General features: G+C 24.4%; 2 protein-coding genes. One reads left to right on the top strand and one right to left on the bottom strand.

Annotated features, from left to right (window positions below; translation table 4 throughout):
• Positions 1-180: hypothetical protein (locus tag EHV01_RS06355; RefSeq protein ID WP_422066722.1), on the top strand; the 180-nt coding region annotated here is incomplete at its 5' end.
• A gap of 25 nt (positions 181-205) precedes the next feature.
• Here EHV01_RS06355 and EHV01_RS06350 read toward each other — a convergent pair.
• The gene (locus EHV01_RS06350; protein WP_422066721.1) at positions 206-493 is read right to left on the bottom strand and encodes a hypothetical protein; all 288 of its coding nucleotides are present in this window, start codon (positions 491-493) and stop codon (positions 206-208) included.
• Positions 494-656: the final 163 nt, after the last annotated feature.

The following is a 656-nucleotide window of genomic DNA, read 5'->3' as shown; positions in this document are numbered from 1 at the left end:
ATTATGAAACATTCATATAATCAAAAAACAGGAAAATATTATTCTTGTAAAATTCGAAATGTTAATATTTATTTAAATACAGAACAAGAAGAAATATGAAATGAATTTAATGGATTTACTTATTCTCAACAAATAGAATATCTTATCAACTTTTATATAACACACAATAAAGAAAAATAAAAAATAACCTTAATTGGTTATTTTTTTAAATACTATTTGTTAGTTGTCTAATAGCATCTTTTTGTGCTTGTTTTTTATCATTTACTTTAACTTGTTTTTTAACATTTTTAATTTGACCTGTTTTTAATGCTAATTCTGTTGCATAATCAGATCCTCGTAAATGTTTTTCGTGGGCAATAACAGCAGTTCTTAATTCTCTAATTTCTGCTTTATATTTTTTAATTTTTTTAGCAGATAATCCAAGAATACCAAGACTACCCATTCCTCCTGCACCAGCTAACACAAGTAAAGCAATCATTAATGTTTCGTTCATTTTCTTTAATTCCTTTCTTATCCTTACTAAAACAGTGGCCCTCTATTCTTTCAGAATGTAAATTGTACTATGAAGTGTAGCACTTTTTATACAAATGAAAACCTTCTTTTTAAACTTAATAATTAATTTTGGTAATTAATTAACGAAAATAAGCCATAAAATT

This window comes from Spiroplasma sp. hy2 (assembly GCF_044714365.1).
Lineage (GTDB): Bacteria > Bacillota_I > Bacilli_A > Mycoplasmatales > Mycoplasmataceae > Spiroplasma > Spiroplasma phoeniceum.
This window is presented reverse-complemented; position numbering and strand designations above follow the sequence as displayed.